The organism is Actinophytocola sp. (assembly GCF_045807065.1).
In the GTDB taxonomy this organism is placed as follows: domain Bacteria; phylum Actinomycetota; class Actinomycetes; order Mycobacteriales; family Pseudonocardiaceae; genus Actinophytocola.
Genome location: NZ_JBJMIE010000071.1, coordinates 1 through 25,893, shown reverse-complemented (window position 1 = coordinate 25,893; position 25,893 = coordinate 1). Strand labels below are relative to the sequence as shown.

The window sequence follows — 25,893 nt, the reverse complement described above, 5'->3', positions numbered from 1 at the left end:
GTGACCTACTTCGAGGAGTTGGCTGCTCGGCTCGACCGGTTCGAGCACGTGTCTGACGACGTCCTGCTGGACATCGTCACTGGTGAGGGCTCCTGTGCTTGGCTCTACGCCAACGAGCTGGAACCGGAGTGGACCAACAACGACCTGACCGACCGGAAGCTGGCCGCCCAGATCTGTGCCGGCTGCACCGCGAGGTGGGCCTGCCTCGAACTGGAGCTTCGGACGCACGGCGGCCAGTCGCTCGGCGTGTGGGGCGCTCTGCCGGCCGAGGACACCCGGGCGCTCTACCCCGTGTGGCTTGCTCGACGTCAAGGCGGTGCGCGGCCATGACGCTCAACCTCGGACCTACGGAACTGCTCGCCGGGGTTGGCGTGCTCGTTTCGTTGTTCATGGTCTGGCGGGCTGGCGCTCGCCGGGCGAAGGCCGCCGCCAAGGCTGCGCGCTCGAGTGCTCGGCTGCTGTCTCTCGGTGGGCGGGTGCTGGTCACGGCGGGGCTGATCGTGGGTGTTCAGTGGCTCGTGATCAGCCATCCCTCGGCGAGCGGGTGGCTTGTGTTCGCGGTGCTCGGCGTGCCGGCGCTGTTCGCGTCGTACGCGCTGACTCGGGCGTTGACGGTGACCACCTGGGATAGGGGTGATCGCCGATGACCGCCCAAGATGCGCGCCACGTGCCGTTGACTACTGCCCAGAAGCTCGCCCAGGACGCGGCCGAGGCCGCCGAGGTACGTGCCTACCTCACGCATCCCGACGTGGTGGCCTTGCGGATCGAACGCGTACGGACCCAGGTCGACCGGATGTGCTGGGCCGGCATCGTGCTCGGACTGGCGTTCACGATGACCAACGTCCAGGGGTTCGCCTCGGCCGGTAGTCCGGTGTGGTCGCTCGCCTGGCTAGCCGCGTGGGTGCTCGACCCGACCGTCTCGCTGATCTTGATCGCGATCCTGCGGGCGGAGCAGGTGACTGCCCGGTACAGGGTGCGGACCGGGCCTTGGGTGCGGCGGGCCAAGTGGCTGACGCTGACGGCTACCTACGTCATGAACACGTGGGCCTCGTACGCGGCGGGGTCGGCGTCGGCGATCGTGTTGCACTCGGTGCCGCCATTGGTCGTGTTCGTGGCCGCCGAGGCGATCACGGATCTGCGGGACAAGCTGACCGAAGCCGTGATGGTCGCGTACGCCGAGGCCGGAGGTCAGTCGACCCGTGAGCCGGAGCGGCCGACGGTGCCGCGGAAGCTGTTCGCTGACTACCTCGGCGACGCCCGTGCTGCGTGGTCGCCGGGTGTGGTGATCTCCTCGGCGTGGGTCCGTGAGGTCACTGGGTGCTCGCGTGGGCTGGCGCCTCGGGTGGCTCGTGCGCTTGCCGACGAGGTTGGTGGTCGGCCGTGAGTGTTCATGAACCGGCCATGGATGGCCACGAGTCGCTGCCGGTGCCTGCTGAGTCACGGGACGTCGTGCCGAGTGATCCGGTTCTCGACGGCGAGCTGGTCGACGAGCCGCCTCGACCGAACTACTACACGCCTCGGTTGGGTTGGTTCGCCTCCTGGTGGCTGCGGTCGCCTCGGGTGCCGGTGTGGCTGAAGAGCCGTCGGCAGGCTGTTCAGGCGTTGAAGGATCTGCTCGTCGCGTTGGTGCGGTCGCCGTATCGGTTCGCGGGTGCGGTGGTGCGTGGGTTGGTGGCTGCTGGTCGGTGGTGGCGTCGGTGGGTGACCGTGCGGGACTTCCGTGAGGCTGCGGAGCAGTCGGAGAAGCTGGCGGACAAGTTCGCTGAGATCCGGGCGCTGACGTTGTTCCGGTGGAAGGTGACCGGCGCCGTTGCGGTCGTGGCCGTGCTCGGCGGGGCGGTCGTGGAGCTGTTCTACGGCGGGAGCGGGCTCTGGCTGCTGGTCGGCGTGGTGGCCGTCGCTCTCGCGGTGCTCGGCCGGCGGCGGGACGGCAGTCCGGGGCGTAAGGCCGTGCTCGCTGGGCCGCGCACCTTGACGTGGACCATGGATCCACAGGTTCTCGTGGACGCGTTCAGGGACGCGAAGCTGATCGGCAAGGACGAGACGCTGCGGCTCGTCGAGCGCGCCACCCGGATAGGCGATGGGTGGGCGATCACGGTCGACCTGCCCGCGACTCGCAAGGCCGCGGACGTGATCAAGAACCGGGAGGCTCTGGCATCCGCGCTTGCTGTCGACGAGGTGCAGCTGATCGTTGAGCGTGTACGTGGGAATGGTGGCCATGCCGGGCGGGTGTCGATGTGGGTCGCTGATTCTGACCCGTACGCGACTCCTCCACTTCGGACGCCGTTGCTCGCGGTTCAGCGGTGGGACGCGTGGCGGCCGGTGCCGTTCGGGCGGGACGCTCGGGATCGGCGGATCGATCTGCCGCTGGTGTGGACGTCGTTGCTCGTCGGGGCGATCCCTCGGCAAGGCAAGACGTTCGCTGCTCGGCTGGCTGCGGCCGGGCTGATTCTCGACCCGTTCACGCGACTGTACGTCGCCGACTTCAAGGCCGGCAAGGACTGGGATGCTGCGGCGCACGTGGCGCACCGGTTCATGTCCGGCGACGAGTCGGCGCATGTGGTGGAGCTGGTCGGGTGGCTCGTCGAGCTGGTCGCCGAGGTCCAGGGCCGCTACCGGCGGATGCGGGAGCTGGACGACGTGACGTGTCCGGAGTCGAAGGTGACGCCGGAGATGTCGCGGGACCGGTCGCTCGGCATGCCGATTACGGCGGTTTTCGTTGATGAGGTGCAGGTGCCGTTGGAGGACCGGACGCCGGTTGAGGTCGAGGGCAAGAGGCTCGCGGCGGGGGAGTACGTCGGGGAGCTGCTGACCTGGTTAGCGAAGAAAGGGCCGGCTGCTGGGATCGTGCTGGTGGTGGCCACTCAGCGGCCGGACTCGAAGACGATTCCGAGTGGACTTCGGGCTGTGCTTGGGTCGCGGTTCGCGTTGCGGGTGATGGACTGGCGGGACTCGAACATCGTGCTCGGCGAGCAGATGAACACCCGCGGGTACGACAGCAGTCGACTGCTCGCCTCGCACAAAGGCGTGGGCATCCTGCGGCCGGACGGTGACACGCAGGCCGGAGCTGATGTGCTCGCGCTGACGGTGCGGACGTACTACATGCCGAACGAGGACTGGCAGGTCATCTGTCAGCGCGGCCGGGCGCTCCGGGAGGCCGAGGGGACGCTGACCGGGCATGCCGCCGGTGACGACCTGGCGCCTGTGCTCGACCACTCGGCGGCCGTCCGGGCTATCGGTCCCGGACCGGTGCCGCCATCACGCTCGGCAGGCGTGCTCGAACCGCTGGCGAGCATCGTTGATCACCTCGATGAACTGGGTAAGGATGCGCCGGAGTTCATCTCGACTGCCGAGCTTGCCGAGGTGCTCGGCTTTGAGCCGGCATGGCATGGTCGGCGGCTCGCCGAGTTGGGGTGTCAGTCGACGCGGGAACGGGTCACGTCGGAGTCTGGCAAGGTCCGGCAGATCGGGGGATACATGACGGCCGATCTGCTCGCGGCTGCCTCGGCGAACCGGGACGGTGAGCTGTGACAGGACAGCCTGAATGCCGTCACGCGGGGCGCTCGATGCCATCTTGCCGTCACGGCGGTTGTGACAGCAAGAAATCGGGTTTGACCTGCGGAAACGCCGGTTGTGACGGCATTGACGTTGGTCGCGAATGCCGTCACAACCGACCGAGGATCCCACTCACAGAGGCCGAGGGGAGGTGCGCTGAGGATGCCGTCACAGAACCGAGTGACGCCGGGTGGGCTGAAATCAGCACATCGGACGACGGGGTGACGGTGCGGGTCCCGGCGACGGTGCCGACCCTGACACCACGCGCCGCACGTGCGCTTCTTGCGATACTGGTCGAGCTGACGGACGTTCCGGTGCTCGACCGGCCGGGGGAGGGGACACGCGATGACCGCTGAAATCAACCGAGACCCATGGGCGACGCTCGACGAGATCATGGGCGTTCAGGTAGTCGACGAGATCGACGAGGGGATCGGTCCGCTGGCGTTCTTCGGCCGGTGCTCGACGGAGGACAACCAGGACCCGAAGACCTCGCACGACTGGCAGATAGCCAATGCGCGGAACGTCGTCGAGCCGCGGGGTGGGGAGATCGTGGCTGACTTCTTCGACATCGGTTTCTCGCGGTCAGTGCCCTGGGAGCGGCGGCCGGAGTCGTCACGTCTGCTGGCTGAGTTGAAGCGGTCGGACCGGGGCTGGTCTGGTGTCGTTGTTGGGGAAGGCACGCGGTGTTGGTACGGCAACCAGTTCTCGTTGATCGCGCCCAAGTTCGAGGCGTACGGAGTGGACCTGTGGGTGCCGGAGCTGGGTGGGAAGTACGACCCGCGCAACCCCTCGCACAAGATGCTGATGAGCCAGCTCGGGGCTTTGAGTGAGTCGGAGCGCCAGCACGTTCAGGCGAGGGTGCGAGCCGCGATGGATGCTCAGGTGGTCAACGAGGGCCGGCATCAGGGTGGGCGGGCGCCGTACGGTTACGTGACTGTCGACGGTGGGCCGCATCCGAATCCGCGTAAGGCTGTCGAGGGCTACCGGTTGCGGGTGCTCGCAGTCGACGAGGAGGCTGCCGAAGTGGTGCGGCGCATCTTCGCCGAGTATGTCGCCGGGCGTGGTGACCGTGCTATCGCGAACGGGCTCAACCGGGATGGCATTCCGTGCCCCTCGGCACGACGGCCCGAGCAGAACACGCACCGGTTGGCTGATGGGTGGCAGGGGAGTACGGTCCGGTCCATCCTGGAGAATCCGCGCTACACCGGATACGCGGTCTTCGGACGATGGACGAAACACGAGATGCTGTTGGATCCGGATGACGTGGCGGCCGGTCACGTGGTGCGGTTCCGTCGCTCCACACCGGACCGGATCGTGCGGTCACGGCGACCAGCTCACCCCGAGATCATCTCAGTTGAGGACTTCACGCAGGTGCAGCTTCGTCGGCGCTCCAAGAGCGCAGGAGGTCTCCGGACTGCACGGAAGACGGAACGGTCCGGGCGACCGGTGACGAAGCTATACCTGTTCCGTGGTCGTGTCCGCTGTGCGATCTGCACTCGGAAGATGGAAGGTAGCCCGCGCAAGCACGCCATGTACTACCGCTGTCCTGCCCGGACGCTCGCGCCTGGCTCTCCAGTGTTGGCCACACATCCACCCGCAGTGTATCTCCGGGAGAGCACGATCCGGGACGCGGTGAACACGTGGCTCGAAGGACTGTTCCGCCCTGAGAACGTAGACCGCACCGTGGCCGCACTCATCGCTTCACAGGAGGGCGCAGAGCGGAAGCAGACAGGAGGAGAAGCGGCCAGGATGCGGCTGGCGGACGCTGAGGCGCGGCTACGGAAGTTCCAAGCGGCGATCGCGGCTGGCGTTGATCCGGCGGCGCTCGTGGACGTGATCAACACCGCACACGCTGAGCGACTGGCAGCACAAGCGGAGATCGACAACATGCCGGCCCCAGACCTGATGGACGCCGCCGAGGTCTACGCGAGGATCGATGAGTTCGATGACGTCCGACGGACGCTGAACGATGCGAAGGGAGAGAGGCTCGCAGAGCTTTACACAGGCGTTGACCTGGGATTCTGTATGAGCCGCAGACTTCAACCGCTGAGATTTCAATGCGGGTGAATAGTGAACGTGTCCGAGGGGGGACTTGAACCCCCACGCCCTGGGCATTTCCCGTTTTCCGGGAAATATCCATGGTCAAACCTTAGCAGCTCCGTCGATCACGTCAAAGTTGGGGGCGCCGCCCGGTGTGTCTGGTCGTGCGAGTGGGTGTGGTTCGCCGGTGAGTGCTGCGAGTGCGGTGGCGACTTCGTGGATGCCGGCGCGGACGTAGGTTGCTGTGGTGCCAACGTTTCCGTTGGTGTCGAAGTGGCCGGCGTAGGCGCGGGCGATGGCGTAGCTGAAGTTGCGCTCGACCCAGGTGAGGGTGGTGTAGCGCAGCCAGTGGATGGTGACTTGTTGGACGGCGACCCATGGAAGGTGTCGGCCGAGTCGTGTCCAGAGGTGGTCGTAGCGGCGTCCGGTGAGTGGTTTTCCGTTGCGGTATCGGAATAGTTGCCCTCCGTGTGGGGCGTTGCGTTGTTCGGCGTGGGCTTGGAGGTAGGTCATCAGGGTGGGGGACACGGGTTGCCAGCGGGCCGTTTCGCCCTTCTCGTGTAGCTGGACGAGGCATTGTTCGGCGTCGATATCGTGTGGTGTCCGGAGCGCAAGTGCGCCGCCTCGTCGTGCTGCTGTCTCTTGGTGGAAGCGGAGGATGAGGGCGTCGAGCTCCGGATCATTGCCGGTGGTAGACGCGGTGTGGTTGATCTGGGCGACCCGCTCGGCGGGGAGGGCGTATCGGGCGCTGGGGAGGCGAGGTGGTTTCGCTACCTTCGCGGCTGGGTTCTGGTCCTCTTCGATCAGTCCGTCATCGATGGCATGTTGGTAGATGCAGCGCAGGGCGGCGATGAACAACTCGACGGCGCCGCGACCGTGTCGGGCGTTGCGGCGGACAACGACGTTCTGCTTGACGACCTCGGCGAGTTGCTTGATGTCCGAGGGCATGGGCTCGTTCAGCCGCAGGTGTTCCCAGTGCGTGAGGATCCGGTTCCAGTACGGCGTGTAGGTCTGGCGTGCGCCGCTGCTGACCGCGGCGGCCACTGTTGGGATATAGGCGCCGAAAGTGGGCACGGTCGTGTCTTGGACGGTGGTTGAGACCAGGGTCGATGGATCGAGTCCGAGTCGTTTGAGAACGATGCGCGCGACGTCGAGGTCGGTCAGGTTGTTGCCCGAGTCAGTCATCGCCGGGACCCTCGTGGTGGTAGAGCGTCATCATCTTGTCGAGCACAGCGGGCGGATGAATCAGTACTGTGTCGACCTCGACGGCTGCTGCCAGCAGGAGACTGTCGCCCGTCCGGATCCCGCACGCGCGCCGCACGGCGGCCGGGATGACCAGCAAGCGCCGTTTCGGCACGACCTGCAGCCCTTCCGGCTTTCGTCGGACCACGATGACGTTGCGCGCGGTGGTGACCGAGAGCCGGTCACCGGTCCGCCAGCCCAGGCGCTCGAGTACGTGGGTGGCCGCGACTACACCGGATTCGTCGACGCGGCTGATGGCGTAGGTCAAGGATCCGTCCGACAGTGCCGGGAGGAGCATCGCGGCTAATGGAAGCGGCTCACCGTGATCACCTGGCGGTAATGAACTGGGCGGGACGAGTCCGGCGAGGATCCGATCAGCTGTACGCATCGCCGTCTCGCCGTGACATCACCAGGGGTAACCCCCTCGCGTGGGTCGTCGTCGGGTGTGCAACCGGCCGCCGGAGCGTGCCGCGCGGCGGATTCGCCCTGAGCAGTGCAGCCGAGGTCTCCGGCCCTTGCAACTCCGGATCTCTTGTCGACAAGGCTCCCCCAAGAGTCGTTCTCGTATGTCTACCTGACACGCAAGAGATAAGTCACTGTTCTTCAACATTCTCAACATCACTGTAGATGCAAGGGTCAAAATGTCAAGTCAATACGACATTTAGAATCGTGGGTCGGCGGGGTGGGCGGGCCGTGACGACCCGTGGACGGCCCGCCTTCCGTGAGTCCAGTCGATGCAAGCGGCGACACGAGTTGACGCATGCTTACCGTGAGTAGTATCCAGCAGAGGTTTAGAGCCAGGTGCTGTTAGGCCATTCGGGTGAAGTTCGATACTGGCGAGTAAGGGTGTGGGGGTTCGCAGGATGGCGGGGGTGATCGACTGGTGTTGATCGGTACTACCAGGCCACGGGCCGGAATAACGCTGTTCATGGCGATGTTCGTCCGGGGTGAACGGGTTACATGCACACTTGCTGGCAATTGACGAAACCGGTGGCAAAGGCCGGTCGGGCGACGGTAGGGTGACGATCCGGTGTCGGTAAGGGGATTCCGGGGGAGTCCATGTGGAGGGCGAGGGGTACACCGCGCGACCACAGTTGGTCACGCGACGTAGCAGCTGTTCGCTGGTGTCGCGCGCCGGTCGGCGAGCCGTCGCATGAGGTCGCGGACCAGCGGGGCGTCGTCGTCCTGGGGCGCGATGCGGCCGGGACGAGCGTCGGGGGATCGCGATGAGCCAACTGCCGGAGGGCGCCGGGGCGAATCTGGGTGCTGAGCTGGCGAGGTGGCGGGAACGCAGCAAGCTGAGATACCGCGGATTGGCTGCGTTGATCCCGTGCGAACACAGTCTGTTGTGGAAGATCGAGCACGGTAAGGCGTCACTCACTCGGGAGATGGCCGCGAAGTGTGACCGGGCGATGGACACGGGCGGTGCTCTGGTCGCCGCGTGGGAGGCGGCGCACGGGCGGGGACGTCCTGCGCAGCTTCCCCCGACACTGGCAAACCTTGTCGGGCGGGAACCGGAACTCGCAGCGCTGGCGGCGGGCCTCGCGGACCGGCCCCCGGGAACGCCCCGGGTCGTGGCGATCGATGGCCCGGCGGGCAGTGGCAAGACCGCGCTGGCGTTGCAGTGGGCGCACCAGGTGCGGGACCAGTTCGCGGACGGCCAGTTGTATGTGGACCTGGGTGGATTCGCGCAGCCGGAGCGGCGCGTCACGGTCGATGAGGTGCTCGAGGGCTTCTTGACGGCGCTGGATGCCAGCAGGATTCCGGCCACGACCGCTGGGCGTGCGGCCTTGTACCGGTCGATGCTGGCGGGACGGCGGGTGTTGGTCGTGCTGGACAACGCGAGCGACGCCGAGATCGTTGATCAGCTTCTGCCAGCCTCGCCCACGTGCGGCGTGGTGGTGACCAGCCGTCGAGCGCTCACGAAACTGGTCGCTCACGTGGGAGCAACCCGGGTGACCGTGGGTCCGCTCGCTGAGCCGGATTCGGTCGCGCTGTTGCGTCGTCTTGTCGACCCTGGTCGTGCCGAGGCTGAGCCGGCGGCGCTGGCGGTGCTGGCTGGGCTGTGCGGTCATCTGCCGCTGGCGTTGCGCGCGGCCGCTGACCAGATCGCGATGTACCCGCACCGGTCGATCGCCGACCTGGTCGCGGAGATGCAGGGAGATGACGCCGCGGTCCTGAACGCGCTGGAGACGATCGATCTTCGCCAGACGTTCTCGCGAACGTACGCGCAGGTCTGCCCGGACGCGGCGCATATGGTCCGGCTCATCGGCCTGCACCCTGGTCCCAGTATCCACACCGCGGCGGTCGCGGCCTTGGCCGGGATGCCACGCAGCCAAGTCGGCCGGCTGCTGAACAAGCTGGCGCTGGTCCATCTTGTCGACGTCGACGCCGACGACGTCGTGCACCTCCCCCCGCTGGTCCGTGCCTACGTGCACGAACTCGCGGACCACACGGTAGGCGCTGATGAGCGTGCTGCGGCGAGCAGACGGTTGGTCAGCTGGTATGTCGGCACGACCCGCGCCGCACGTCTGCACCTCGCACCCGAGGCGACGCCGCTCGACTCATTGTCCGTTGTCGATGGTGTCGAGCCGCTGCTGTTTCACGACGCCCTCGCGGCCAAAGCGTGGTGTGAGACGGAGACGGAGAACTTCGGTCCCATCACGACACTGGCGCTGGACTATGGACCCCGCGATGCGGCACACCAACTGGCCACGAGCCTGCACGAGATGGGACTACTCGACACCGGCCAGACTATCGTCGAGGCCATCGACGGATCTGACATCGACGGATCTGACATCGACGGAGCCGGTGTCGACGGAGCCGGTGTCGACGAGGACGACCTGGCGGCCGCCAACAACATTGGTGGCGTCGGCAGTGCGGATGTCAGTTGGCATTTTGATCATGCCGCCTTCGGATGGTGGGGACCGCCCTGGGTTCGGCCCGACATCGAGTTGGACGAGTGCGGTTTCGGCGGACCGCCAGGGGAGTCGGGGTGCGCTGAGGTGATGCGAAAAGCTGCGGTGGCCTTCCTCAGCGGACCAAGTAGCTTCGACCGCGACACGACCGCCCGGTTGTGGACCGACCTCTGCGACCATGTCGGATGGCCTACCGGCGCGCCTGTGCCAGTCCCGCGCCCCAAGCCGGGCGAGGACACACCGTCCCCTCACTCCATGGACAACGAGTAGTCGACACCGGCGTGCTGTCGCGTTCCCCGAGGTCATGGCGGTTACGCCTCGGAGCCACCAGGGGGCGTTGTTCCAGCACTTGCGGGAGGCCGCTACGCCGTGGGCAACGCGTTCGGTCCGTGCCTCGCACGGCCTGGGGTCGCGCCCGAGGGTTCGCGGAGCACCACGACCGTGCCAGTTTGATACCAATCTCCCGATGAGCGCTCGACAGAGGACAGTGCGCGCCGCCTCACCATCGACACACAGCCAGCCCGCACCGCACGCGTCCAAAATGGGAGCCGATCCGTTTGTGGTTGCCACACCCCGACCATGCCCGCTGCATCGCGTTATCACCTGTGTCCGCTGAGTGGTCCTGCTGCCAGCGGAAGATTGCTTTGCGTAGGATCTTTGATGCGGATTGTGATTACCGTCCGCTCGTTGACTTGTGGCATCAAATTTGCCACAAGAACGTCTATTGAGGACAGTCATGATCGTGTCTTCCCCGATTTCGGGTGCGCTCACCTGTGCAAGTTGCATGTGGTGTTCGGATGCCACATCGCCGCTCTGGCTGTTTCACCGCAAGGCCACACCCGTGAGGGGTGCTAGCCAAGCGAGTGGATGTGCGGGAAAAGTGGACAGTGATCGCGTGGCGGTGGTGCGGGAGCTCGTGCGAGGTCGGTGTCTGTTGGGAGGCAGAGCTGGCTGTCCGCACTGGCTGTCCGCTCCATGCCCGCCTAGCGACGTTCCGCGCTGACGCGGCCGGGAGCGCGAGCGCGCCTGCGTCGCGCAGCCCGGGGACCACAGAGGACGATCTTGGGGGTGCCATGCAGGTACAGGCTGATTCGATGATCGCGGCGATCGGCGCCGTGGTTGATTGGTTGCCGATTCCGCGGCCATTCACGCTGGAGCGTTTCGTGCGGATGTTGGGGGAGCAGCGGGGCCGGCCGATCCAGCTGGTGCCGGCTCATCTGGGCGCGTCGGCTCCGTGTGGTCTGCTGGTGGTGACGGCGGACGCTGACGTCATCTGTTATGCGTCGAACACCACGTCGCTTCACCAGCGGCACATCGTGCTGCACGAGGTTGGCCATCTTCTGCTCGGCCACAGCCAGCACTGGGTCGAGGAAGCCACCATCGCCGAGACCACGGCCGGCGGAGAAGACGACGGAAGGGACGGCGGAGAGGGCGACCGGTTGACGGGACTCGAGGCGTGGGTTCCCTGGCTGTCCGCGCCGCTGATCCGACGGTTGCTGGGACGTAGTCAGTATGACGACGACGCGGAACGGGACGCCGAGGTCTTCGCGACGATGAGTGGAGGCCGTATCGGCCGCGTGCTCCGCACCAGGGACTGGCCCCGGGCCCGCGACGCGGACGTGCTCGCACTGCGCACCGTGTTCGACGTCCCGACCCCACGATGTTCTCGAGGATCTGTTCGTGGATGACCTGGGCAACTATCTCGTGGCGAGCGGCGCCGTGATCGCTGGCCTCGTCCGCTACCGCACCGCGCGGCCCAGGCCCTTGACTGCTGCGCAGCGGTACGTGCTGGTCGTCCTGTTCGGTGCCGGCGCCGGTCTTGTGTTCGCGGCGACGGCCGTGCAGGCGGTGATCGGGGCGGTCACGGCCGTGCCGTACCTGGCGCGGTTCCTGGCCAGTGCGTCGGTGATGGTGTCCGCCTTCTCCGCGGTGTGCATGGTGGCGTCCGTCGTTCCGGAACCGGCTCAGGCCAGGGTGCGGAAGGGGACGCGGTGGATGGCCGCCGTGATGGTCGTGTTGATCCTGGTCATGGCCGTCTTGTTGCTCGGCTCCGACGCTGCGTTCAACCCCGATCTGGCGAAGGTGCTGGCCACCGAGGACGACGTGGCGGCGGGGCAGGGCGTGTACTGGGGATTCGTCGCGGTGTGCATCACGTGGTTCGTCGTGCTGCTGCGCCGCTATCTCCTGCGGCCCGATGTGCGTCCGTTGATGCACTATGCCATGGCGACGGCCACCCTGGCGTCGGTCGTGGCGCTGCTGTGGCTGGGGTGGAACGTGATCATCCTGGTGGGTCAGCGTGTCGGGGGCCAGTTCCGGTCAGACTCGCTGGACATGGCCCACTGGCTGGGGATCGGTGCCGCTGGGCTGATGGGGGTCAGCCTCACGCTGCCGCTGTGGATACGAGCGCTGCGCCGGCGGGTCACTCGGTGGCGCAGCCGGCGAGCAGTCCGCGGTCTTGAACCGCTGTGGTCCGAACTCACCGACCTGCTACCGGACATCGCCTTACACCCACCTGACCTGGATTGCGCGCCCGAGGTGGTGCTCTACCGCCAAGTGATCGAGATCCGTGACGCCGAGCTGCGACTGATGCGCTACGTGCCGCCCGACCTGGAAACCGTCGTACGCGATGCGCACGCTCGCCAGGTTCACCGCCGCAACGCTCTACACGCTCGACGTGCTCCTGTGGAGACCCGTATCGCCGCCGCGGCGTTCGCCACGGCGATGGCGAACTTTCGGGCGGGGCGCCGACAAGCCGACGCGCCCGCAGGTTCCCGCGAGCCGTCGACAGGCCTGTCGGACGTGCTCGCCGAAGCCCGGTGGCTGATCGCGGTGCACCGGTGCATGGTGGACGACCCCGTTGTCGCACAAGTTGTCCACAGCGTGCAACCGTATGGCAAGACGCATGGGGAAGGCGCGTCACCGGGAACCTAGACCGCCTGTTCACTCGCCCGGCGGAGAGCTGTCGGGAACCAGTCTCTCTGCGCCGTCGTCACCGCACTCCCCACGAAGCCCGCGCCGACAACGCCGTGGCACTGCCTACATATGTGAGGAGCCGCCATGACGCCGGAAACCCATTCAGCCCCCGGCTCAGCCGCGCAGCCGATCGATCTCGGCCGTCAACTCCGCTCGGAGGCCATCATGTTGTGGCCCGAGCGCATGCGTCGGGTCGGACCAATACTCGGCTGGGTACAGCCAGGCGGGACCACCGACAAGGTGCTCCGGCTCCCACTCATATCGAGCACGCACATGCGCATGCAGACAGGGATCCGTGTTGCCGAGGATCTCCAGATTGACCCGCCGGAACCCGGGATCACGACGGGCGCACACGCGCTCAACAGCCTCGGCAAGCAGGTCCATATCAGCAAGGAACTGCAGCCTCCGACGACGCGGAAGGCCGGTAAGCCGCTGGACCCCCGGCTCGTCGACGAGCAGAACGCAGTACCCCGGAAGGAACTGAACGTCACCGATGCTCGCAAAACTCGCATCCAGTCGGCGCATCACGGTGGGGTTCTCCCCGCGCAACGCCGTCCCGATCCGATCCACCTTCCAGTCCACCGCCACCCCGTCACGATAAACGGTGGTCACCGCCCTACAGAGGTTCGCCGGTCCGATCGGTTAGAACAGTCGTTGGTCCACGCGCCAGCCGGTGGCGGTTTTGATTACCACGAGGGTGGCGGCGGCCTGTTCGTCCGAACGTGCGGGACCTGCCGCACAGGTGGTGCTCACGGTGCCGGTGACGAGGACGTTGGCGACGGTTGCCGTTCCTGGGGCCTCGGCCGGTATGACCGCCGCGAGGTCCGAGACGCTGCTCTCGCAGCGCTGGTCGACGAACTCGGCCCAGTCGGTGCCGGCGCCGCCGTCGCGGAGTGCGGTGTTGCGGGTGCTCATGGCGTCGGTGACGTAGGGCCGTACGCGGTCGATCCACGCGGCGGGGTCGGGATCGGTCCACGTGGCGCTGCGGTACGCGGACAACCACTGGATCGCCACGGCCTGCGGGGTGTCGACGCCTGGCGTATCAACGGGAGCGGATGTCTCCTCGCCTGACTCCAGCGGTGTCCGAGCAGCGCTCCGCGCGGTGTCGGCTGGTTGCGGTAGCGGCGAGTTGGTCGTGGGAGGGTGGGCCGGTGGTGCAGCCAGCAACCAGCACGATGGCAACGAGCGCCTTGGTGGCCACGACAGCGTGGAGGCGGTGCGTGCGTCCAGCGCGATGTCGGGTGGTGTGTCGGGTGAGGCATGGGGCAACCGAGACCGGGTAAGGAGTCGGCACCGGTGGCGGGGCAGGCATCGGGGATACTGCCGGGGCGGCGATCGGCCCGGTCGGAGGAGCGTGCATCGCGGGATCTTCTTTCTGCGAAGGCATCAAGGGACTGTGGGCACAAGGGCCGTTTCGGCTCGGTCGGACGAACTGATCGATCATCTAGCGTCGTTGTTGCTGGCTAGCCGGTTCCGGGAGGGCGGTTGACAACCAGGCACCGCCGCCGGCTGCGTTCGGCGGCGCTGGCGGCGGGCGGCGCGTTCGGCGTCGACCTCGGTTTGCCAGGAGCGTGGAGCTGGGCGACGAGGTCGAGGTTGAAGGGATTGATCATCGAGCGGGACACGCTCCCGCGGATCCGCGTAGGCACGACCAGCCTGCCCGTCGGCGCGAGCTGCGTGCGCCAGGTGTTCGGGATGCCGTAGGCGCCGACCGTGGCGATGATCCGGTCGTACGGGGCACCTGGCTGGTGCCGCGCGCACCGTCGCCGAGCAGGACCTCCACGTTCTCAGCCCCTGCGGTGGCCAGCCGGTCGCGGGCCTGCTCCACGATGTCAGCGTCGACGTCGACCGCGGTCACGTGTCCGTCGGGGCCTGCCAGGTGCGCGAGGACCGCGGCGTTGTAGCCAGCACCGGCGCCGATCTCCAGCACGCGATGGCCCGGGTGGACCCCGAGCTGCCCGAGTTGGAGCGCCACGATCGACGGCTGGGACAGGCAGCTCAGCACCTGGTCGTCCGGGCCGCGTTTCGTAACGACGATATCGTTCGCGTACGCCTCTTCCAACGCGACGTCCGGAACGAAGACGTGACGCTCAGCTGAACGCAGCGCACGTTCCACGTCGAGGCTGAGGGCGTACCCCGCGTCCTTGACCTTCGTGATCATCGCGTTCCGCAGGGACTCGGGTGAGGTTGCGGTGGCCGTCGTGTTCATCGAACCCTTTCGTTCACTCGGAAGCGGTGCCCGGCTCACCTGACGGGGTGGTCCTGGGCAACCAGTGCGACGGCCGATTCTGGCGCAGACCCCCGACAGCACCGGGCGATCGACTCGCCGTCGCTGTGGGTGCGCGCCCTGGCCAGCCGCAGCGCACCCGGGTCCGCGGAGCAGGGACAGCTGATCAGGCGTTGCTCGTCGGCGTGTCCGTAGCGAGTCCTCGGTAACTGCGTTGATCGGCTCTGCGACACTGGGATCAGCGGCTCCAGCTGTTGGTCAGCCGCCGCCCCAGCCGGTTCCGATCCCGTGAGTCGCCCTAATGCCGAAGACACTCCACCCGCCGTGGTCCCACGCCGTTGTGCAGGCCGTCTGCACAGTGCTTGCCAGCACGGACTGGCCAGGGCTCACCAACAGTGAGATCGACCGCCTGCTTCATGCGCAGGGGATCGAACTCCTCGACGATTTGGGGTGGAACAAGCGTGATCGGCTGCTGATGCAGCTGATGGGGAAGCAAGAGGCCGACCGCGCTGCGAACTGCGTGATCCGGTTCATCAACGACGCCATGGCTCCCGCCCGACATATGCAGGATCGAGTGCGCTTCGACGCCCTGCGCGATGCTCTGTCGGAGGTTCTGTCGCTCGTTGGCCTCAAGGTCAACGAGGAAGGCAGGGTCGCGAAGGCTCCTGCCGCCACAACACTGGACGAGGTCGCCCGGCTGGCCGGCCGGCTGCAGAACGAACTCAAGCGGCGGGGCGTTCACCAGCAGGTGATCCACTACTGCGAAGAGGAGATCCTCCGCAAGTCGATCTTCCACGCGGTGTTCGAGGCGACCAAGGGCGTGGCGGAACGACTGCGGGACCTGTCCGGCTCGACCCTGGACGGCGCCGACCTGGTGGACCACTGCTTCAGCACCAGGGTCTCGCCACCGGTCATCCGGATCAACGACTTCCGCACCGAGACCCAGGTCTCCGAGCACAAGGGATTCGCCACCATGCTCAAGGGCGCGTTCGGCACCTTCCGTAACCCCCCGGCGCATGCCGCGCGGGCGGCCGGCGGCTGGACGATCGCGGAACCTGACGCCCTGGATCTGTTCTCCCTGCTGTCCTACCTGCATCGCAAGCTCGACGCGGCGATCGTGTCACGGGCCGCCGGCCACTGATTCGTCGAAGTCGACAGCGACCCCAGAAAACACCCAGGGCAGTGACCCGCCTCGGCGTGTGATGCGTCTGGAAGCCGGTAACGCGACGCTCGCCGTTGTCCGACAAGCCCGCAGGCGAACAACGACGGACAGTGCCGGTCTGTCCTGTGGGGCCACCGGGCGATGTCGGTGTTAGGTGTGACACTGGCGGGCATGACTGATGAGAACCCCGACTCGGCTCGAGGAGAGGCCACCGAGGTCACCGAGGTCACCGAGGTGTATATGGAGGCTTCGGATCAGCCTGTCGCGGGCGGCCAGTGGGCCTCTGGCGAGATCGAGACGTCCGAGCTAGTCTCGGCCGATCCGCTGCGGAACTCGCCGACCTGGCGACAGCTGGCCTGACGATTCTCTACTGCGATGCCGGCGGCTAGGGCGAACGCGACGGGCGAGGGGATCGAGTCTGACCGCGTCCTGTCGTCGTCGCGTGCGCAGGTCGGCATCGGTGCCCGATCGAGGCAGGGGTGTACCGAGACCGTCGACGTCGATCGGCTTGGAGGTGCCATGGCTTGCCTTGCCGATCTCCCGGAGCACCGCCGTGAGGCATTGCTGTGGCGCTTTGCGCTCGAACTGGACTACGACGGCGTGGACGATCGGGTCGCTGCCGGCGCTGGCGTGCCGTGCTACGTGGAGGGGATGGACCTGCGCGCGGTCGTTGCGGTGCTCGGTGACGACGGGCGATACCACCTGCGCAATCAGCAGGCGGGTAGCGCCGCCGAGGTGCTGTGCGGGATCGAGCATCGCCGACGACCGGGCGAGTTCGGCCACGAACAGTGGTGTTCCTTCTGGACCGACGGCACTGGCTACCGGATCCAGGCCCCACCCAACCTGGATCGCGACCGGGGCGAGCGGGGTTACCACAGCCGTACAGTGCGGTGGACGGTGCGGCTGACCGAAAGGGTGATCGCCGCAGAACTCGTGCCGCCGACCGGCCGATGCCCGACCCGGTCCTCCCGGACGGTGTGGCCTGCCCATGTCAACCCCACCACTCCACGAGGCCGGCTCCGTGCCCGTCTCGTGGCCGAGTTCGGGTCGTTGTGTCAGGCCTGCCGCCGTACACCCGCGTTCGCGATCGACCACGACCACTTCACTGGTTGTGTCCGCGGACTGCTATGCCGCAACTGCAACAACCTGGTCGATCAGTGCGTGCACGTCTCCGGGTGTCTGTGGGCCGACTACCTCAACCATCCACCTGCCGCCCATCTACGGTTCACCGTCCTCAACCGGCCCCTATCCCGCGGCGACCTGGCCCGCATCGACTACCTCGGCTTCAACCCGTTCCCATAGCCGGGTGGAGCGACATGGACGCAGATCCCAGACCGGCCTCGACCGCCGCTCCAGCGCCCGCACCTTTCCACAACGCGAACAGAACCAGCCGCAGGAACCACGAAGTGCCCTCAGCACTCCTGACACGCAGCAGGCGCTGACGCACTCTCGGCCTGGGGCGCCAGCACAAGAGTTTGCAGCGGCGCCCTGGTGGTCACACAGGGACCGGCGCGGGCACCTGACCGATTGCGCACCGGCTTGAGCATGGCGAGCTCTTGCCCAGCCCGCCGGGCCCGCTACGTTACTTCGTGCGGCGGGAGACTTGTTTCACTCGGCAGGGGCCGGGTGGATCCATTCGTTCCGACGGGCAGAGGCCCCGCCGACACGAGCGTTCGTCGCATTGACCGGCTGCTCAACTACGATGAGTGACTCAACCGCCGAACCGGGAGTAGACGGTACGTCAGAGGGGGAACTGTGGAATTCCTGGTGGCAACAGTCATCGCGATCATCGGCGTCCTGGTCGCGTACAGAACCCTACGTAACCAGAACCGAGGTAAGTCAGTTCGTTTGCACTACACGAGTAACTCGATCCGCTTTGTCCTGCCTGAAGGCGACACGATGGACGAGCTCATCAAGGTGTGGGCAGGGGGGCGGGCGCTGATCCACCCGGTCTTGGTTATCGTGAGATTTGAGAACACGGGACAAGCTCCGATCGTGCCGAGCGATTTCTCAGGTCCGATTCGTATCAAATTTGGCGAGCTGGCTTTGTTCTCCGCAGGCGTGCTCCAGTGGAACAGGGATGACATGCTTGACATTGAGAACGACCCGGTGTCGGTAGATCGCTCCGGCCTTGTGCTCAAGCCGATGCTGCTGAACCCGCGTGACCGGATGACCCTGTTAGCTATCATCGATGGTATCCCGGATGATGTGAAGGTTACTACCCGAATCGCCGGCGTGGAGGAAGTCGCGCATCTTCCACCGCCAAACGATCATGTGAGATCGTCGATGACGGTCACCTCTCTGCTGTTCGAACTGCAAAGCCAATGGCCCGATCCCCGTCTAATAAAGGCCGTCGTCCTTGTTGGAATGTTTATAGTTAACCCCAATTCTGCGTTCGATAACATTCCGGAGGTGCGTGTCGCCGGCAAACGGGCAACAACGCCGTCACGGCTGACCTTCATGTTTGAAAACGTGACGAGCCATACGGTCGATACGCTCAACGCTGACGATCCGCTGGTGTTCGACATCGGCGAGGCGCACGTAGTGCATCACTATGTAGAGATCGACGGCAATGTGCTATCTTCGAAAGAAGCTCAGTATGTTGTGTTGGCTCGTGATAATCAGGTTGTCATCAAGGGTGTTGATCTCAAAGCTCAACAAAGGGTAGTTGTGCATGTCTTTACCGGCGGTGGGAGTGCAACGCCGACAGTGACGGCAAAACCTTCCTGGATTGACGACGTTACTCAGTGCATGCACACCATGGACGATTTCATCGACGAGAACCTCGCCAAGACCGAGCCCCGTGTTCTATTGCTTGACAGTCGGCTGCATCGGTATTGGCATCGGCTAATTCCGATCTGGAGATACCGTTTTCGCAAGATCGCGCAATCGCTCAGGCGCGTTAGAAAAGAGGTCGCTGCTGTGCTCGCTGACTTGCGAGGTTGACAGCTGGTGCTACACAGCCAACCTGTGTAACACCCCGGCTCGATGTTTCAACCGTTCTGCTGATCGTGCGAAAGCGACTCGTTAGAACAGTCGCTCGTCAACGCGCCAGCCGTTGGACGTCTTCACCACCACGAGGGTGGCGGACGCTTGCTCTATCGACGAATCGGTTCCGTCCGCACAGGTGGTTGTTACCGTGCCGGCAACGAGCACGTTCGCGGTGTCGCTGTTCCCTGGCGCTTCGGCGGGGATGACCGCGGCGGGGTCGGAAACGTTACTTCGGCAGCGTTGGCTGACGAAGTCGGTCCAATCGTTGCCCGCCCCGCCGTCGCGCAATGAGGTGTTACGAGTGTGCATGGCGTCGGTGACGTACGGTCGTACGCGGTCAATCCAGGCGGCGGGGTTGGGATCGGTCCACGTGGCGCTGTGGTATGCGGACAGCCACTGGATGGCTACGGCTTGCGGGGTGTCGACGCGTGGCATATCGACGGGAGGAGTTGTTTCCGCGCCTGACAGTGGCGGTGTCCGAGCTGTGCTCTGCCCAGTGTCGGCTGGTTGCGGTAGCGGGATGTGAGGGCTCGCGGGGGGTGAGGTGGTGGTACAGCCAGCAAGCAGCGTCATGGCAACGAGCACGGTGGCCGCCAGCATGATGGCAGCGAGCGCCTTGGTGACCACGACGGCGCGGAAGCGGTGCGTGCGTCCCGTGCGATGTCGGATGGTGGGTCGGGTGGGGAGTGATGCAACGGAGACCCGGTACGGCGTCGGCCCAGCGGGCTGGGCAGACACGGGGGGTATTGCCGGGGCGGTGAGCGGCCCGGTCGGAGGAGCGTGCATCGGGGCCCTCTCTGCGAAGACATCATGGGCCTGTGGGCACCAGGGCTGTTTCGGCTGGTTGGGGGAACTGATCAGTCCGGTTGAGGCGCGTCACTGTTGCTGGCTACTCGGTGCCGGGGTGGGGTGTGGTTGACAACCAGCCACCGCTGGCCGTGTTCGGCGGCGCTCGCGACGAGCGGCGTGTTCGGCGTCGACCTCGGTTTGCCAGGAACGGAACGTGCGATCACCCTGCCTTTTCAGGAAGTGGGGAATCCGGTTGGCCGGCACCCCCACCAGGCGCGGGCCGAGGACCGCGAGTAGATCGCTGTCCTCCTGGGAGGCCCACCCGGCAGTGGTGATCGCCGCCTCGTCGGGAAACACGTCGGCCACTCGATCCACCGCCGGATCCAGCTCGCCGTCCTCCATCCCGCCGTAGGAGTAAACCCAGCGGAAATTCGGCGGTGGTTCTGGCTCCACCAGCCGGCGAAAGCGGCGGATCTCTTTCGTGTAGCAGTAAAAATTCACGTCCGGGCGAGCGAGGCAGACACGTAACCATGCCTGTAAATATTCGTCGGAAAAGAAGTCGCCTGAGTCGTGGATTCTGACCCATGCACCGCGGAACTTGTTTGCGCCCAGTTCGGCGATCATCGCGGCCTCCCACCCGGCCAGATCGTCTAAAACGAACACCAGGTTCGCCTGGTGTTTGGCGCGGACGACCGGCCAGGTGTAGGTGCCGTGCCGGGCATAGCACACCCACCGGCACACACCGGCCGACGGACAGGTGTTGTAGGTCCGGCCGTCAGTCAGTCGACCAGCCCACGCGGGTAACGACCAGTTCCACGCGCCGATCTGTTTCAGTTCGCGATTCTGCGTAAGCAGACGCGCACGACGCCCCCTTGAGTCGGAATTTTCCTGAGTTGCGGACATGAATATCCCCCAGAACGATATGTAGAGTCAGTGTGAAATCAGCGGGTTGTGGCGCGACTGGACAACGTCGAGTTCAACAACGATCCGACAGCGCTGCGACTGATCCGTGTCCTCATCGATCGAGCCCACCGCACCGTCCGGCAACACATGGCGCGGTGGCTCCGCCACGTCTCACCCCAGTGTCGGACCTGCCTGTCACGCCCCGGTGCGTGAGCACGGTCGTTCCTGGTTACGGGCGGGAGGCGCTGGCGGTCCCACGCCAGGCTGGTGTGTCGATCGCGGTGAGCAGGTCGGTGAGTTCGGCGTTGACCATGCGGCACATCGCGCCGACCGCGATCTTGGCACAGGTCGTGTCGGGGACGCCGAAGGTGTAAGTCGGGCACGGCAACAGGTTCGGGTTAAGGGGAATCCGGATGGTCACCGTGCTCAGCACGGTGAGGTGGTCGTTGTCATGAGGGTCGCGCCAACGGGGACCCCAACCGCTGTCCTGGACCCACCCCGACCACCGCGACGGCAGCCGGTTGGTGATCGGTGGTGCGGGGACGGCGATCTCGACCGCGAGCGCGGCACGGCGGTCGTCGTCCCAATGGACCGTGGTGTCCTGGATCCGGGGATGGCTGGTCACATAGCTGGGGGACATGATCGGCGGGGTGGCGACCGACCAGGCGGCGACCGCGAACTCGACCGGATTGGTTGTGGGTGGACTGTCGAGTCCATTGTGGAAGAACAGTCGGCGTTTGTCCCGCAGGTAGGCGCCGTAGCGTGACTTCCGGTCACTGGCCAGGGCCTGGTCCTGGTGGTCATCGATCTGGAAGGCGTTATCTGACAGCATGGTTTTCTCCTGGCGCTTTCGTGAACGGTCATGGACCGGTGGGACTGGCGGACGCCGCGCGGTCGCACGGGGTTGTTATGGGCCGCGGCGGAGGATGTCGCGGACGGCGCGAGCGGTGTCCATGGCGCCACCCAGTGCCTTGTGGAGTCTGTTGGCGGACGGGTTTGGTGGCAGGCGTCCGGTGTGGATCAGGGCGGTCGCCTTCGCGAGTGCGGCGGCCACACGCTCCTGGGCCCGCTGGTCAACTCCGGACGGCGCGTCCTCCGTGGGGTCTTTGCTGCCGTCTTTGGTGGCGTTGTCGGGTTGTGTGTCCTCGGCAGGTGTGGTGGTCGGGGCACGGGTGGGGACGTTGTCGATCGCGACCCACAGCAGGGGAAGGACGGTGACCACGCACACGGCGACGATCGGGCCGAGCATGTGGATGACGAGTTGATCGAATCGGAACGGGGTGGCGACGCCGGGGAGGTGTCGCCAGGTGTTCATGAGCAGCGTCGCGGACAGGAACAGCCACTCGACGCGCCGCACCGTCGGGGTGGTGATGGTTTGTCCGCGGGAGGCGAGGAAGGCGCGGGCGATGACGATGGTGAGCAGCGCCAGGGAGACGAAAGGTTCGACGCCCCAGGCGAACCACCATTGAGCGCTGAACCGGGGCGTGTTGCCGGCGGCGAAGGCTTGCACGCCGGCGGTGGACCAGCCGAGCGCGATCACCAACGCGGCCAGCCCGGTCGCGGTGACGGTCCTGCGGGCCCGCACGGTGGCCAGCGCGAGAAAGGCGGGGTTCTGTCGCAGTTGGACCAGCTTGACGGCTTCGGCTCCGCGGCGGATGGTGCGTAGGACGCGTTGGCTGTGTGCGTACACCAACTCGGCGGAGTCTTGGAGCGCGACGAGTTGCCGTGCCTCGGCGACGTCGCCGGCGAGTTTGCGCACTCGCCTCGTTCGTCCCTCGCGCGTACGCCGGTCGTTGGTGGACGCCGCGGCGTTCCCATGGTCCACGCCAGCATCCGTGTCAGTGCCCGTGTCAGCGCCCGTGTCACTGTTCGCGTCGTCGTTCGCCTCGTCGCCGACGGGGGTGCTGTGGGCGGCGAGGTAGCGTTCGATCTCGGTGAGATCGAACTCGGGCCCGTCGTCGGGATCGTGTGCGACGGTCATGACGCACCACTTGGGCGAGCTGGTTGCTGGGGTGCCCTCGGCCAGGCAGCCGGCGAACGCGACGATGCCGTGTGTCGCGGCCACGCCGGTGGTTCCGGTGGAACGAACAGGGTGCGACCATCGGCGGCAGCTCCTTCGAGCACCGGCCACCCTCTGGGGTAATGCGGGCTGGTCGACTCCTGTGTGTTCGCGCCGGACCCGGCGTGGCGGGGACGTGCGGTCGTGGTGTTCGCCGTCGCCTCCTGCCGTGGCCGAGGGCGGTCAGGGGCGGCATGGACACGAGCACGCACGCGATCACCGACGCGCGCGCTGATGCGATCACCAGGGCAATCGTCGGCGCGGTGGGTGTCGTGGCGTGGTCCGTGGCCCCTGGGGACGGGGTCCGTGCGATCGCCGCGAGGCGGGCGGCGGTCGCGGTGGACCCGGTGGCGGTGGTCCCGCCACCGCTTGACCGATCCCATGCTCATGGGATCGAGTTGGTGAGCCGAGGCCGGCGCGTCCATGTGCGTCGCCGCGGCGGAATCGGGTTCATCGGTGGTGACGGTTGGCGATCCCTCGCTGGCGAGGGCTGCTTCGGCCTCGGGGACGGGATGGTGGAGGAGGAGCGTGCTCATCGCGACATCCGGGCGAGCAGGGGGCGCGGCATGGCGTAGGGCAGCACGACAGACGGCTGCCTGTGGGCGATCAGTCGCCAGTAGACGGTCTCAACAGCTACCGCGACCGGGATGCCGGCGTGCGCCAGGATGGTTTTGGCCTGGAGCGCGGGATGGTCCGGCTGAGGATCGTCCGCTGTGTCGCCTTCGGTGGCATGGTGTGGTCGGAGCACGTAGCACACGACACGACGCAGGTGGTTCACCAGGCTGTCGAGCGGATCGGAACCGCTGCGCACCGCGCGACGGCCGGCGAGATCCAAGCCGAGACGAGGTTCGTAGACCAGCTCGGTGATGGCCGCCGCGCGAAACACCGGTTCGGTGAGGACGGACACGAGGTGGATGTCTCGGCGGGTCACGGAGGTCCCGGCCGGGAGGTCGAGCAGACGCGCGTCGTCGTCGGTGAGGTCAACGAAGGATGTGGGCGTGGTCTGCTCGCCGTGGACCCCGAACCCGGCCCAGCTTGACACGACCTGACTGAACGGTGTGTCCAGTCGCACCAACCGCGCCAACTGCTCGCGCCGTCCGAGTAACTCATGCGGATCGTGGTTGGTCTGGTGGTCCAGTCGGTCGATCATGTCCAGTCCTCACTGTGATCGGTGTCCTCCGGTGGCCTGCTTCCTGGCCCTCGTCTGTCCTGTTCTCCGTGATGCACGTCGGGTCGGCGGGGACTGCAGGACCGCCACGGATGAGGTCGCAGGGGTGCTGCTGCAGGGGTTTGGCCGTGCGTGGCCGTCGGCTCCGGGTGTTGGGGCCGGTCGTAGAACGGGACCTGCGGCAGCCGCGCGACCTCGGACCGGTGATTCGGCTGACGGCACCGCCAGTCCACACCCCGGGTTTGCATCGCCGGTTCACATTGCCCATCGCGCGAGTTCGGCGTTGTCGTGGACGCTGAACGGGTAGATCAACATCCCGGTCGGATGGCGTGCCGGTGGACCCTGCTGTGGTGGCTGTTGCGTCGCCGTTCGGGTTACCGGTGGGTGGTGTGTCGGCTCGACACCGTCCGTCGTGTGGTCGGCAGGGGACTGGTTGCTCATCGCGCGCGAGTGGTCATCGACGGGGAGAACAGCACCGGTTTCTGGTCGTCCAGGGCCGGCCGGAGCTCGTTGAGGATGATGTTGTCGGTGTGGATGGTGGGGTTGGCGCGGAACTCGTAGGCCACGATGTCGTCCTGGTCGCTCGGGTTGACGGCGGCGTGGGCCTTCTTCGGGGGCATCGCGACCAGCTGGCCGACCCTTTGGTGGATGCGGCCCTCGAGGGTGGGACCGTGGAGGGTGACCGCGCCGAGTGAGCCGGCGTGCCGGACCAGCACATAGATCCAGGTGTTGCCGTGATGGTGTGGTTCGGCGACATGGCCGGGCCGCATACGAACCAGACCGGCGGAGACCGGTGATCCGGGGACGTTGCCGTCAGGGCCGCCATCAAGGAGCGTGGCCATGGGCTGGCCCTGCTGGCTGAGGGCGAACTCGTGGTGATCGGTGCGGATCAGGGTCGGTGTCGCGTTGGTAGGGAAGGCAACGGCAACGGTGGTGGTGGCGCGGAACTCGTAGGCGAGGATGTCGTGTTCGTTGCTCGGGTTGCGCAGCGTGTAGGTGACGCCGGGCGGGATGGCGACGAGTTGGTCGGTCGATGGGGTGATCTCGCTGCGCGCTGGGCCGTGGCGGATAATCGCGCCGAGCGGGCCAGCGTGCCAGACCAGCAGGTACACCCAGGTGTCGGTGTGGTGGTGGGGTTCGTCGACGTGGCCGGGTGGCAGGTGGACCAGGTCGACGGAGATGGGGGAGCCGGTGACGTTGCCGCTGGGGCCGCCGTTGATGAGCTGTGTCCGCGGGCTTCCCGCGAGAGGGGCTGAGTCAGGCCTGACAAGAACAGGGCTGGTGACCATGGCGTGTTCCTTGTGGTGATGGGCGCGAGTGCGCGGGGTGATGCGAGCCGCATCGGGGTGGGGGCGGGTGCCCCGCAGCGGTTGAGGGACCGAGACGCTGCTGCGGGGCACCCTGGTGGTGGTGCTGAAAAGGGGGGTTATTGATTCAGCACCACGGGATCGGGCGGGGCGACGGGGCGCCGGGCGCGGTGAAGTAGATGACGTCCCACAAGTCGTCCCTCATCCAGCCCCAACGGCCGTTGTTGTGGCCGTAGCCCCACACGTAGCCGTCGCTGGCACGGCGCTTGCAACTGACAAAGAACCAATCGTGGTACCGGACCAAGCCGATGACGGTGCCGTTGACCGGCTGGGTGCGGATGCGTGCGCCGTCGACGACGACGATGGTCGCGGTGGTTCCCACTGCCCGCGTCGTCGGCGACCCGGGCTGAACTCTGTCGCCGGCCGGGTCGATCGTGGGGACGCGCTGGGTGCCGACGACCTCGCCCGGCCGGCCGACGTCCGGCACCCCCGGCACGGCCGGCGGCGAGGCCAGCGCGGTCGCCGACGCGGCGCGGTCGGGCGTGGCGGTCGCCGGCGC

At 66.5% G+C, this 25,893-nt stretch carries 23 protein-coding genes and 1 pseudogene; 12 read left to right on the top strand and 12 right to left on the bottom strand.

The window, feature by feature from the left end:
- The 5 genes from ACJ73U_RS04055 to ACJ73U_RS04035 all read left to right on the top strand — a co-directional run bounded on the left by ACJ73U_RS04055 (position 1) and on the right by ACJ73U_RS04035 (position 5,622).
- Positions 1–330 carry a WhiB family transcriptional regulator gene (locus ACJ73U_RS04055; RefSeq protein WP_407776145.1) on the top strand — a complete coding sequence of 110 codons (330 nt, stop codon included), beginning with the start codon at positions 1–3 and terminating at the stop codon, positions 328–330.
- A complete protein-coding gene (locus ACJ73U_RS04050; protein WP_407776144.1) occupies positions 327–647 on the top strand; it encodes a hypothetical protein in 321 nt (106 codons plus the stop codon). Before ACJ73U_RS04055 ends, ACJ73U_RS04050 begins: the two co-directional genes overlap by 4 nt.
- Positions 644–1,384, top strand: a complete 741-nt coding sequence (locus ACJ73U_RS04045) for a hypothetical protein (protein WP_407776143.1) — start codon at positions 644–646, stop codon at positions 1,382–1,384. Before ACJ73U_RS04050 ends, ACJ73U_RS04045 begins: the two co-directional genes overlap by 4 nt.
- 17 nt (positions 1,385–1,401) lie before the next feature.
- A complete protein-coding gene (locus ACJ73U_RS04040; RefSeq protein ID WP_407776158.1) occupies positions 1,402–3,531 on the top strand; it encodes a cell division protein FtsK in 2,130 nt (709 codons plus the stop codon).
- Positions 3,532–3,900: 369 nt separating this feature from the next.
- Positions 3,901–5,622 (top strand): recombinase family protein, encoded by a 1,722-nt coding sequence (locus ACJ73U_RS04035; protein ID WP_407776142.1) that lies wholly within the window; start codon positions 3,901–3,903, stop codon positions 5,620–5,622.
- Between the two features lie 75 nt (positions 5,623–5,697).
- Here the strand turns inward: ACJ73U_RS04035 and ACJ73U_RS04030 are convergent, their stop codons facing one another.
- Entirely contained in the window at positions 5,698–6,780 is a 1,083-nt protein-coding gene (locus ACJ73U_RS04030; RefSeq protein WP_407776141.1) for a tyrosine-type recombinase/integrase, read from the bottom strand.
- Positions 6,773–7,105 carry a hypothetical protein gene (locus ACJ73U_RS04025; RefSeq protein WP_407776140.1) on the bottom strand — a complete coding sequence of 111 codons (333 nt, stop codon included), beginning with the start codon at positions 7,103–7,105 and terminating at the stop codon, positions 6,773–6,775. The genes ACJ73U_RS04030 and ACJ73U_RS04025 overlap by 8 nt, the downstream gene beginning before the upstream one ends.
- Before the next feature lie 958 nt (positions 7,106–8,063).
- On the opposite strand from ACJ73U_RS04025, the gene ACJ73U_RS04020 reads away from it, so the two are divergent.
- From ACJ73U_RS04020 to ACJ73U_RS04010, 3 genes are all read left to right on the top strand, one after another.
- Positions 8,064–10,025: a helix-turn-helix domain-containing protein gene (locus ACJ73U_RS04020; protein WP_407776139.1), complete on the top strand. Its 1,962-nt coding sequence runs from the start codon at positions 8,064–8,066 to the stop codon at positions 10,023–10,025.
- An 824-nt stretch (positions 10,026–10,849) separates the two neighbouring features.
- Positions 10,850–11,443, top strand: coding sequence for a hypothetical protein (locus ACJ73U_RS04015; protein ID WP_407776138.1), 594 nt, complete (start codon positions 10,850–10,852; stop codon positions 11,441–11,443).
- Positions 11,436–12,686: an MAB_1171c family putative transporter gene (locus ACJ73U_RS04010; protein WP_407776137.1), complete on the top strand. Its 1,251-nt coding sequence runs from the start codon at positions 11,436–11,438 to the stop codon at positions 12,684–12,686. Before ACJ73U_RS04015 ends, ACJ73U_RS04010 begins: the two co-directional genes overlap by 8 nt.
- A gap of 156 nt (positions 12,687–12,842) precedes the next feature.
- On the opposite strand, the gene ACJ73U_RS04005 is transcribed toward ACJ73U_RS04010, so the two are convergent.
- From ACJ73U_RS04005 to ACJ73U_RS03995, 3 genes and pseudogenes are all read right to left on the bottom strand, one after another.
- Positions 12,843–13,316, bottom strand: coding sequence for a hypothetical protein (locus ACJ73U_RS04005; protein ID WP_407776136.1), 474 nt, complete (start codon positions 13,314–13,316; stop codon positions 12,843–12,845).
- 54 nt (positions 13,317–13,370) lie between these two features.
- Complete coding sequence (locus tag ACJ73U_RS04000; RefSeq protein WP_407776135.1) at positions 13,371–13,742, bottom strand: hypothetical protein; 372 nt, start codon at positions 13,740–13,742, stop codon at positions 13,371–13,373.
- A 449-nt stretch (positions 13,743–14,191) separates the two neighbouring features.
- A pseudogene (locus ACJ73U_RS03995) lies at positions 14,192–14,889 on the bottom strand (methyltransferase domain-containing protein).
- 367 nt (positions 14,890–15,256) lie between these two features.
- Here ACJ73U_RS03995 and ACJ73U_RS03990 point away from each other — a divergent pair.
- The 4 genes from ACJ73U_RS03990 (at position 15,257) to ACJ73U_RS03975 (ending at position 19,063) form a co-directional block, all read left to right on the top strand.
- Positions 15,257–16,096, top strand: a complete 840-nt coding sequence (locus tag ACJ73U_RS03990; protein ID WP_407776134.1) for a TIGR02391 family protein — start codon at positions 15,257–15,259, stop codon at positions 16,094–16,096.
- A gap of 192 nt (positions 16,097–16,288) precedes the next feature.
- Positions 16,289–16,477: a hypothetical protein gene (locus tag ACJ73U_RS03985; protein WP_407776133.1), complete on the top strand. Its 189-nt coding sequence runs from the start codon at positions 16,289–16,291 to the stop codon at positions 16,475–16,477.
- A gap of 159 nt (positions 16,478–16,636) precedes the next feature.
- Positions 16,637–17,419, top strand: a complete 783-nt coding sequence (locus ACJ73U_RS03980) for an endonuclease domain-containing protein (RefSeq protein WP_407776132.1) — start codon at positions 16,637–16,639, stop codon at positions 17,417–17,419.
- Between the two features lie 453 nt (positions 17,420–17,872).
- Positions 17,873–19,063 (top strand): hypothetical protein, encoded by a 1,191-nt coding sequence (locus ACJ73U_RS03975; protein ID WP_407776131.1) that lies wholly within the window; start codon positions 17,873–17,875, stop codon positions 19,061–19,063.
- 81 nt (positions 19,064–19,144) lie between these two features.
- On the opposite strand, the gene ACJ73U_RS03970 is transcribed toward ACJ73U_RS03975, so the two are convergent.
- From ACJ73U_RS03970 to ACJ73U_RS03940, 7 genes are all read right to left on the bottom strand, one after another.
- Positions 19,145–19,735 carry a hypothetical protein gene (locus tag ACJ73U_RS03970; protein WP_407776130.1) on the bottom strand — a complete coding sequence of 197 codons (591 nt, stop codon included), beginning with the start codon at positions 19,733–19,735 and terminating at the stop codon, positions 19,145–19,147.
- A gap of 249 nt (positions 19,736–19,984) precedes the next feature.
- Positions 19,985–20,800, bottom strand: a complete 816-nt coding sequence (locus ACJ73U_RS03965) for a GP88 family protein (protein WP_407776129.1) — start codon at positions 20,798–20,800, stop codon at positions 19,985–19,987.
- Between the two features lie 229 nt (positions 20,801–21,029).
- Positions 21,030–21,632 carry a hypothetical protein gene (locus ACJ73U_RS03960; RefSeq protein WP_407776128.1) on the bottom strand — a complete coding sequence of 201 codons (603 nt, stop codon included), beginning with the start codon at positions 21,630–21,632 and terminating at the stop codon, positions 21,030–21,032.
- 75 nt (positions 21,633–21,707) lie between these two features.
- Entirely contained in the window at positions 21,708–22,865 is a 1,158-nt protein-coding gene (locus ACJ73U_RS03955; RefSeq protein WP_407776127.1) for a conjugal transfer protein TraI, read from the bottom strand.
- 526 nt (positions 22,866–23,391) lie between these two features.
- A complete protein-coding gene (locus tag ACJ73U_RS03950; RefSeq protein WP_407776126.1) occupies positions 23,392–24,009 on the bottom strand; it encodes a hypothetical protein in 618 nt (205 codons plus the stop codon).
- A gap of 455 nt (positions 24,010–24,464) precedes the next feature.
- Positions 24,465–25,316: a hypothetical protein gene (locus ACJ73U_RS03945; protein ID WP_407776125.1), complete on the bottom strand. Its 852-nt coding sequence runs from the start codon at positions 25,314–25,316 to the stop codon at positions 24,465–24,467.
- A 145-nt stretch (positions 25,317–25,461) separates the two neighbouring features.
- The coding region (locus ACJ73U_RS03940; protein ID WP_407776124.1) for a hypothetical protein at positions 25,462–25,893 on the bottom strand (432 nt) is incomplete at its 5' end.

What these genes read in the sequence shown, in the direction of transcription:
- ACJ73U_RS04050 (WP_407776144.1), top strand. Translation starts at nt 327, where the DNA reads ATGACGCTCAACCTCGGACCTACGGAACTGCTCGCCGGGGTTGGCGTG.
- ACJ73U_RS04045 (WP_407776143.1), top strand. Translation starts at nt 644, where the DNA reads ATGACCGCCCAAGATGCGCGCCACGTGCCGTTGACTACTGCCCAGAAG.
- ACJ73U_RS04040 (WP_407776158.1), top strand. Translation starts at nt 1,402, where the DNA reads ATGGATGGCCACGAGTCGCTGCCGGTGCCTGCTGAGTCACGGGACGTC.
- ACJ73U_RS04035 (WP_407776142.1), top strand. Translation starts at nt 3,901, where the DNA reads ATGACCGCTGAAATCAACCGAGACCCATGGGCGACGCTCGACGAGATC.
- ACJ73U_RS04030 (WP_407776141.1), bottom strand. Translation starts at nt 6,780, where the DNA reads ATGACTGACTCGGGCAACAACCTGACCGACCTCGACGTCGCGCGCATC.
- ACJ73U_RS04020 (WP_407776139.1), top strand. Translation starts at nt 8,064, where the DNA reads ATGAGCCAACTGCCGGAGGGCGCCGGGGCGAATCTGGGTGCTGAGCTG.
- ACJ73U_RS04015 (WP_407776138.1), top strand. Translation starts at nt 10,850, where the DNA reads ATGATCGCGGCGATCGGCGCCGTGGTTGATTGGTTGCCGATTCCGCGG.
- ACJ73U_RS03990 (WP_407776134.1), top strand. Translation starts at nt 15,257, where the DNA reads ATGCCGAAGACACTCCACCCGCCGTGGTCCCACGCCGTTGTGCAGGCC.
- ACJ73U_RS03985 (WP_407776133.1), top strand. Translation starts at nt 16,289, where the DNA reads ATGACTGATGAGAACCCCGACTCGGCTCGAGGAGAGGCCACCGAGGTC.
- ACJ73U_RS03980 (WP_407776132.1), top strand. Translation starts at nt 16,637, where the DNA reads ATGGCTTGCCTTGCCGATCTCCCGGAGCACCGCCGTGAGGCATTGCTG.
- ACJ73U_RS03965 (WP_407776129.1), bottom strand. Translation starts at nt 20,800, where the DNA reads ATGTCCGCAACTCAGGAAAATTCCGACTCAAGGGGGCGTCGTGCGCGT.
- ACJ73U_RS03960 (WP_407776128.1), bottom strand. Translation starts at nt 21,632, where the DNA reads ATGCTGTCAGATAACGCCTTCCAGATCGATGACCACCAGGACCAGGCC.
- ACJ73U_RS03950 (WP_407776126.1), bottom strand. Translation starts at nt 24,009, where the DNA reads ATGATCGACCGACTGGACCACCAGACCAACCACGATCCGCATGAGTTA.
- ACJ73U_RS03945 (WP_407776125.1), bottom strand. Translation starts at nt 25,316, where the DNA reads ATGGTCACCAGCCCTGTTCTTGTCAGGCCTGACTCAGCCCCTCTCGCG.